This window comes from Kitasatospora sp. NPDC057198, assembly GCF_042670125.1.
Taxonomy (GTDB): domain Bacteria; phylum Actinomycetota; class Actinomycetes; order Streptomycetales; family Streptomycetaceae; genus Kitasatospora.
On record NZ_JBHUWH010000362.1, the window covers coordinates 1 to 8,196 of the forward strand.

Annotated in this window: 6 protein-coding genes; 2 read left to right on the forward strand and 4 right to left on the reverse strand. The window is 65.6% G+C overall.

What is annotated here, in order from left to right; all coding sequences use genetic code 11:
- Positions 1-35: 35 nt before the first annotated feature.
- From ACFUEL_RS29985 to ACFUEL_RS30000, 4 genes are all read right to left on the reverse strand, one after another.
- Positions 36-383 (reverse strand): response regulator transcription factor, encoded by a 348-nt coding sequence (locus ACFUEL_RS29985; RefSeq protein ID WP_380239915.1) that lies wholly within the window; start codon positions 381-383, stop codon positions 36-38.
- Between the two features lie 460 nt (positions 384-843).
- A complete protein-coding gene (locus tag ACFUEL_RS29990) occupies positions 844-1,878 on the reverse strand; it encodes a GNAT family N-acetyltransferase (RefSeq protein WP_380239916.1) in 1,035 nt (344 codons plus the stop codon).
- Complete coding sequence (locus ACFUEL_RS29995; RefSeq protein ID WP_380239917.1) at positions 1,875-2,885, reverse strand: hypothetical protein; 1,011 nt, start codon at positions 2,883-2,885, stop codon at positions 1,875-1,877. Before ACFUEL_RS29995 ends, ACFUEL_RS29990 begins: the two co-directional genes overlap by 4 nt.
- Positions 2,882-3,463 carry an SdpA family antimicrobial peptide system protein gene (locus ACFUEL_RS30000; protein WP_380239918.1) on the reverse strand — a complete coding sequence of 194 codons (582 nt, stop codon included), beginning with the start codon at positions 3,461-3,463 and terminating at the stop codon, positions 2,882-2,884. Before ACFUEL_RS30000 ends, ACFUEL_RS29995 begins: the two co-directional genes overlap by 4 nt.
- A gap of 385 nt (positions 3,464-3,848) precedes the next feature.
- Between ACFUEL_RS30000 and ACFUEL_RS30005 the strand changes: the two genes are divergently transcribed.
- The gene (locus tag ACFUEL_RS30005; RefSeq protein ID WP_380239919.1) at positions 3,849-6,965 is read left to right on the forward strand and encodes a BTAD domain-containing putative transcriptional regulator; all 3,117 of its coding nucleotides are present in this window, start codon (positions 3,849-3,851) and stop codon (positions 6,963-6,965) included.
- Positions 6,966-7,777: 812 nt separating this feature from the next.
- The gene (locus tag ACFUEL_RS30010) at positions 7,778-8,116 is read left to right on the forward strand and encodes a hypothetical protein (protein WP_380239920.1); all 339 of its coding nucleotides are present in this window, start codon (positions 7,778-7,780) and stop codon (positions 8,114-8,116) included.
- Positions 8,117-8,196 lie beyond the last annotated feature (80 nt).

An 8,196-nucleotide genomic window follows, 5' to 3' on the forward strand; every position in this document is an offset into this window, starting at 1 on the left:
GCCCACCTATAACATGCCGCTGTAAAGCGGATGGGTCAGAAGCACTGCAAGTGGTGCGGATCGGGCTCGATCGCGGAGGTTGGCTTTGAGCACGTACACGAAATCGAGGCGACGAGGAGCCCGGCTTGGAGGCGTGAATTTATCTGCAGCTTCTCGAAGATCGCAGTCACGTGGGCCTTGACGGTCCGCTCACTCACCGACAGCTGCTTTGCCGCCGTTCTGTTGTCCATTCCTGCGCCAATGAGGCGCAGGGTGTCGAGTTCGCGCTGCGACAGGCTGGAAATCACCAGCTCGGCGGAAGCCGGAGAGGTGATATATCCACTTCCTCCTAAGGTGATTCCGCTGCAAAACGGGCATACTGATTCGATCTGCGAGTCCGTCACGTTCTCTTCTTTCGAGGGGAAATCGTGCAGGGATCTGGCACTTGCTATACGTGGATGGTGCGCTCGCGGCGGAATATCTGGGGGTGGCTACTATCTATGTGGCGGTGGCGGAATTCTGATGGCGGAGTGGCGCCACTGGGTCCATGTGTGGGACTCTAGGCCGAGAAGAAATTTTCCGTGTCGAGTGCATGATATGTGTGCGGTAGAAATGAGTTGATCTTGGCGGGCTGTGAGGCTGTGCCAGCCAGTAAGGGCAATGGCGTGCCGCGTAGGCTTGACATTTCCTCAAGGGATTTAGTCAGAGAGTGCTGATATGCGGGATGGCACTCGCAGGGCCCGGCGCGAGTGTTCTTGTCTGCCGGATCGCGAGTATGGCGGGCAAGCCTTACGGGCGGATACTCCGCCCTGGATTTCCGTTGGTAGCGCAGGAGTAGGGGCTGCTGCCAGCGGGGTCGATAGGTCAGCCCCCGGCACCGCGCGGAGATGAGGTCAGCTGCGTGGTGAGCTGCGCGGTCGTGGTCTCGACCCAGTCCATTGTCCGGGCGGTGTGGTAGCCGAGCGAGTGGTTGATATCGATCATGAAGGTGTTGGCCGTGGCAGTGGTGGTCAGGACGCGTTCCAGGTCCGGCCGTTCGTCGGCCAGCCAGCGCATCATGGCGCCCTTCATCGCTCGACCCAGGCCGTGGCCGCGATGCGAGACCAGTACGGAGGTGTCGTGGATATACCCGAACTCGCGGCGGTGGGGGTAGTTGTGCAAGACGTGGACGCCGACGATCCGGTCCGTACCGTCCTCGACGGCGATGACAACCCGCTGTTCCACGCCTGCATCCAGGAGATCGCGGTCGGTGGTGCGGATCAGCGTGGGGGTCCACACCGTCTCGCGATAGCTCGTGGCGCCCAGGGGGGCGTCATGGATCGCCTGACGTGCCATTGCGTAGGAGTCGACGTGTGGTTCAGGGGTGGCGCCGGTCCAGCAGGTCAGCCGGTAGCCGGCCGGGACACGCACGTCCCACAGTCTGCGGGGGGCCTCGGCGACGATCAGCACCTGCATCACAGTGCTGCGGGTCACCACAAACCCTAGTCGGTGCGCCCAACGGGCGCCTGGGGAGTCGGGTTTCATGGGAACGCCGAGAATGGTGCCGCGCCCTGCCTCCAGCACTGCCGCCGTCGCAGGGAACAGCAGTGCGGTGCCGATTCCGCGGCGGCGCAGTTCCGGGTGCACGTAGACATCGATGTTGGCGATGCCGCTGTTGGAGTCCTCCGGGAGTGCGACCCTGGCGGAACCGGCCAAGCGTCCGTCCAGGTGGCAGGTCCAGTAGTGGCATGTCCCGTCCTCGACGGGGGGTGTGCGCAAGCGCCCGACCGCGCTTTCGTAGGTGAGCGGCGGGTCCTCGGGGAAGTCCTCCGCTACGACCGCCGCTCGCATCAGGTGATAGTCGGCAAGCAGGCGCGCAGGGGCGGTTCGTGGATCCATGGGACGGATGTCGAGGGTCAACGGGACTCCATGTCTGTGGTTGGGCCACACGTGGAGGGGGTGATTCGGGGCCAAGCGCTGGAAGGCTCGGACTCCTGAGGAGAACAGCAATCCGCCGGTGTCTTGTGCGGCGCCGGTTCCGGATGGTCGGTGACGAGTGCTGCAGGCGGCGGTGTGCGTTCATCGATCTGCAGCGAAAGCACCAGCGCCATCATGGTCAGTCCGAAGCTGAACAGCCCCATGGCGGCCACAATTCCGCCATGGAGGGCGAATGCGAGCCAACCGGCCGCATGGCGCGCGCTCCGTCGTGACAAGGCGCACAGCGCGATGGCCAGTTCGACGCCCAGCACAGCCCAGGTGAGCGTTCTGATAACGGCGTCGGAGGCAGTGACCAGGCTCAGTGAGGGGCGAACCGTCAAGGGAAGGCCGTAGTTGGGATCGACGAGAACCGAGTACAGAGCGGTGCCGTCCCGCCAGTGCGGAGTGCGGAGTTTCGAGAGGGCGGCGCTGAGGTAGATGATCGCGATCTGGCAGCGGATGGCGCACCAGGCGGCGTAGGCGCTGCCGGCCCACACCGGGGCGAGCGGTTCCTGCGGCCGAACCCAGTGCCAGGTCCGGGTGTCTCCCAGGAGGACCGGCACAAACAGCATCGTCGTGACGAGTGCGGCTTCGTCGCCACCGTTGGGCAGAGTCATGCTGGTCGCCAGGCTCCAAGTGACGAACCACTGGGGTATGCAGGTCCACCGGGGACGGTAACCGGACGCGGCGACGACAAGGACGGCGATCGCCACCACCCGGCTGATGAGCAGACCGGTCGGGCTGGGGCCGGTGACGCACCAGAGCGAGGGGCCGTGGGCACCATAGCAGCGCATGCCATTGGGAAGGTCCGGCTCGTAGGTGAAGAGGTCATGGTCCGGGGTGAACACGATGGTGGTCAGTTCGGCGAGCGCGAGCGCAGATCTGCTGACGGCTAGGGGCAGGCCACGTGGTTCGAATCCGGCGGCTGACGAGAGCAGACGATTGGTCAACCTGCGCATTTCACATCGCCGTTCACTGCTCGTAGGATCTTCCAATCGCTCTGCCAGAGCCGGGTGTCCGTTGTCCAGCGCGCCGGGTTCGCCACGACGATCAGCAGGTGCCCACAGAACGTCGGATGTGCGGTCAGGTTGGAGATCTGGACAAGGGGTGCGTGCAGGGCCGCATTCCGGCACGCGCTTGGCGCCAGGTGTGCACAGTCCAGCCAATCGTGGGCAGCGACGAGGGCGCTTAGGTTGCCCAGCTCGACGTAGCGGGCGTATGCGGAACGGCTCAGACCCCATGCCGTGCGATGGTCCAGCTGCAACTGGGTGACGGCGATCGGTTCAGCGCCGTCACCCACGGTGAATGCCTTCGCAGTGCTTGCCGACGGTTCGTCGGCAAAGAAGCCCCATCCCTGTGGCCAGAGGACCGCCATCGCGGAGCGCCCGGCCTGCATCCAGCCGGGAGTGGACCATGCCGGGAGCACCTGGATGAGCGAGGCAAGGAGAACCACGAGGAGCAGGAACGCGGTGAATTGGAATCCTTGCGCACTCGACGGAGGAGAAGCCGTAGCCTGCGACTCAGTCACTGCGCGGTCACTGTGTGCATGCCTGGCAGGTGGCGTTGGGGTGCACCTCTGCTGAAGTGTCGGTTGAGGCGAAGGCGAACCCTACCAAGATCAGCCCGATCGTTGCCCCTATGACTGCAAACCGCATGTACCCCCCCATATGTGGCGATGTGTCGAATCCGCACCACCGGTCGGCAACGGACGTGAGCAAACTTACCGAGCCGCGCTAATTTCGGACTACCGTTCGGCTAATCTCCTGTGTGTCTTTCCGATCGCCCTGCCCCGGATCCCCTAGTGCGGCGCGGGGTGGGACCGGGGCGCACGTGTGGGAGGCGGGTGGGGCCGGGGCGCCCGCGCGAGAGGCGGGGCTGCTCCGGAAGCGGACAAGGACGACGTAGGGGAGCGGATGGACCTCGATGTTCGACTGCTGGGGCCGTTGGAAATTGAAGCCCAGGGCAAGCTGCTGGCGATCGGAGGGCACCGTTCTCGTTGCCTGCTGGCCACGCTCCTGCTAAACGCCAACAGCGTGGTGTCGGCGGACCGGCTGATCGATGTCATGTGGGAGGACGCCCCGCAGTCCGCACGCCAGCAGATCCACAACACGGTGGGTGCGCTACGTCGGATTGTCGGCCCGGTATCGGGGCTTGACATCTTCACGATTCCGCGCGGCTACCGGATCGGCATTGACGAGGAGCGGCTGGACCTGACCCGGTATCGCTCCGCGGTTCAGCGCGCCAACGAAGCGGTGGCAGCGGGGGATGCAGACACGGGTATCTCCTTGCTTGCGAGCGCCGGGGGACTGTGGCGAGGTGCCGCACTGACGGGGCTCGGCGGGGACTACTTTGCCAATGTCGCCACCCGGCTGGAGGAGGAACGCCTTTCGGCTGTCGAACTGCTGTTTGAGTTGCGTGTCCGACGAGGCGACGGAGCCCACGTGGTGGCCGAGCTCGTCGGACTGGTCGCGTCGCACCCGTCACGGGAGTCGTTCCGGGCGAGTTTGATGACCGCGCTCCACTCCACCGGCCGGGCCAGCGACGCCCTGGAAGTGTACGAAGAAGGCCGGCGGCTGCTGGCGGAGGAGTTCGGTCTCGATCCGAGCGACGACCTCAAGATGCTGCACCAACGTATCCTGCGGGGCCTTCCGGTCGTGGAGCCGCCCACGTCGAGACTTCCGCCCGTGCTTGCCGCGCCTTTGGCTGCGACGGACACAGTATCGGCGCGGGAACCGGCTCGACGGCAGTTCCTGCCTCATGACCCCCGTGAGTTTTCCGGACGCCAGGACGAGATCCGCCAACTGGAAGAGGACAGCCGACAGACCGACTCGGTGTCGCTCGTGATCTCGGCGATCAACGGTATGGGCGGCATCGGGAAGACCGCCCTTGCGGTCCGGTTCGCGCATACTGTCTCGCCCGACTACCCGGACGGGCAGTACTTCGTCGATCTGAGGGGTTTTGCCGCAGGTGTCGAGCCTCTCGGTTCGGGAGAAGCCCTCGGAATGCTGCTGCGCCAGTGTGGTCTTCCGGACGAGCTGATCCCGCCGGGTCTGGAGGCCAGGACGGTCGCCTGGCGTGGCGCCATGGCGGGGAAGAAAGCTGTGGTGCTGCTCGACAATGCGGTTGACGTCCAGCAGGTGAGGCCGCTGTTGCCGGGTACGAATGGGCCGCTCGTGCTGATCACCAGCCGGCGTCGACTGCCGGCCCTGGAAGGTGCCGTTCCCCTGTCGCTGGACCTGATGCCTCTGGATGACGCGGTTGCGCTGTTCACCCGTGTCGTCGGCGCAAAGCGTTTGGCCTCCCATGAAGAGGATGTCGCCGAGGTCGTCGAACTGTGCGGGCGTTTGCCGCTGGCCATCAGGATCGCCGCCGCGCGCTTCCGAGATCGTGCCAGTTGGACTGTGCACTACCTCGTTGAGCAGCTGAGGGACCAGGACCAGCGGGCCAGGTTTCTTGATTTCGGTGAGCGGAGCGTGTCGGCCGCGCTCACCCTGTCCTACCGCCACTTGTCCGGTGACAACCGCCGACTCTTCCGGCTGCTGAGCCTTCACCCGGGCCCCGACTTCGACACGCGGATCGCTTCGGTACTCACCGCTTTACCGACGGACCGGGTCCAGGACGTCCTCGAGGCTCTGTTCGATGACAACCTCGTGCTTCAGGACAAGGCCGGTCGCTACCACTTCCACGACCTCGTCCGGGACTACGCGGTGCGGGTATGCAAGGAGCACGATAGCGAGGCGGCCAGGAATGACGCTCGCAGGCGGTTGACCGACTATCACCTCCAGATCGCCGGAACCTGGTGCGCACCGTTGGCGAAGGGACCATTTCGTTTCGCCCCCGACGTCACTCACCTGGTAGGCGGCGTACCGCGGCCGCACTCGGCGGCTGATGCGATCGAACTGCTCGCCAGGGAGGCATTCAACCTCGTGGAGGTCGCCCGGGTCGCTCTGACCGACGGGCCGCCCGAGTCGGCTTGGCAACTGGTCTGCGCCATGCAGCCGTTCCTGCGGCGCACCAACTACGCCGGCACTGCGCTCGAACTATTCGAGGGCGCCGTCGAAGCCGCACGGTCGGTGAAGCACGAGTCCGGCGAAGCGCTGTGTCTCATGGGATTGTCGGGTGCCCTGCGGGAACGCGGCCAAATGTCCGATGCCCGAGCTGCCTTGGAGTCCGCCGTCGCTATCAGCAGGCGTACGGGGGACAGGTCCACCGAGATGTACCAGCTGACGGAACTCGGTGTCCTGAAAGTCAACGACGAGAATTTCGCGGAAGCCTACGACTACTTCCGTTCGGCACTGGCAATCGTAGTCACCCTCTCCGATCCCGAGCTGACTGCCGCGCTCAGGAACAATCTCGGGGTAGTCTGCAGGGAACTGGGCCGCAATGCCGAAGGCTTCGACCATCTCTCCCAGGCGCTGGCCTTCTACCAGGAGACCGATCGGGACCTGTCGGAGGCCTATACGTTGGCGAACATCGGCATCCTCTTGGTGAGGGAGGGGCGATTCGCCGAGGCGATCGGTTACCTGGACCGTGCCCTACGTCTGGGTGACGAAGGCTCCCACGTGCACATTGCCGCAGTGGCGAGGGCGACGCTGTGCGTGGCTCACCGTGCGCTCGGCGACCTGCCGCGTGCCTTCGAAGCGGGACGCGCAGCACTACGCCTCACACGCGAACACCAACTACTCGAGGTCGAATGCGACGCACTCGACGGCCTCGGTGAGGCCTATCTGGCAGCGCGGGAACTGGACCACGCCGAGACGGCCTTTCGGCATGCAGCCGACCTGTCGCGAGAGCGGAAACTGAGACTGCATCAGGCCCGGGCACAAGAGGGATTCGCGCACATCGCGCTGTATCGGGGTGAGGACCGAGCTGCTCGCCAGGGGTTCGAACTGGCTCTCTCCGTCTACCCCAGCGGCGCAGCGGAGGCGGAGAACTCTCGGGTCCACCTGGCTGAGTCGTCCGCCCGGGAGGCCCGCTGCACGCGCTGCTCACACCAAACGCCCGCCAGGCCCGGATCCACCGGCTGGTGACCCTGTTCATTGGATGAACGCCCCATCACATCCGGAGCCGTGGAACCCGGCACCCACCCGGCGCGATAGCCCAGGCCCTCGTCATACCTGCAGACAGAACCACCCATCCCGGACAAGCAGAGACGGCCCGCCAGCGAAACTGACGATCCGTTGCGCGAGATCGACGTTAACGGTGCTGGTCCGGCCCAGGCCGTAGGCGGGTTGTGGAAGCTCACCCGACGGACGGGCCGACGGGCCGTGACACCCCCGGTCTACTGGATGCACCCGATTGATCGTCAACTTTATTGGTGATGTGCGGGATTGGTGCCGTGGGCATGGACGAGGGGTAGTGGGGCTGGAGTGGGGGAGTGGGGCGATGATGTTCGATCAGAGGAGGCCGCAGTTGGTGTTCGTGCACGGCATCGGCTGCTCGCGTGATCCGGAGCGGGAACTCGCCGAGTGGAAGCGCACTCTCGCGGAAGGACGTGGAACGTCGAGTACACCTCAGGCATCTCGGCCCTGACCACGGACTGGTCCGTCGATTATTCCTTCGCCTATTACACCGACCTGTCCTATGCCGACGGTGCCCAAGGAGCCTGCACCGCCAGGGACCGACGAGGAGCAGGCGGCGATCATGCTTGGCCTGTTGGCCGAGCTCCTGGACGAACTTCTCGCCCTACCTGAGCACGCCGACGACCTGCGCCTGCGGCGGGTGCGCGAGTCTCCGCGCGGACGATGAAGCCGGGCGTGATGACGCGGCCCGGACGCTGGCCACCGCAGTCGCGACCCTCGCCGCGAGTTCGGCCTGAGCCGTTCCACCCGTGCTTAGCCGGGTGGAACGGCTCGACATACTCTCGCAGCCCGGCCGCTGCCTGCGCCGGGCTCGGCCGGACGCCAGCGGGCGAACCCTGGACCAGCGGGTGCGCGACCGGCTGCTCGCCCGCCTGGACCCATCCAGGCCAATCGTGGTCGCCGCACTCGCTGTGGGCACTGTCGTCGCGTTCGAAGCCCTGTCCGGCTGCTTGGGAGCGACACCGCTGTTCGTGGCCTTGAGCTCCCCGATCGCCACGTATGCCGTGGTCTGGCCGCTGCTGCGCCCCCGGCCTTCCGCGGTGCCGGAGAGCGTCGGTGCCTGGGCGGGCTTCCGCGACAGCGACGACCTAGACGAGTAGTTCCGAAGTCGGTCAGTGGTCGTAGGCGATCAGGGAGCGGGTGACGGGTCGGCCGGTGGTTCGGTTGTGCCAGATCGCGC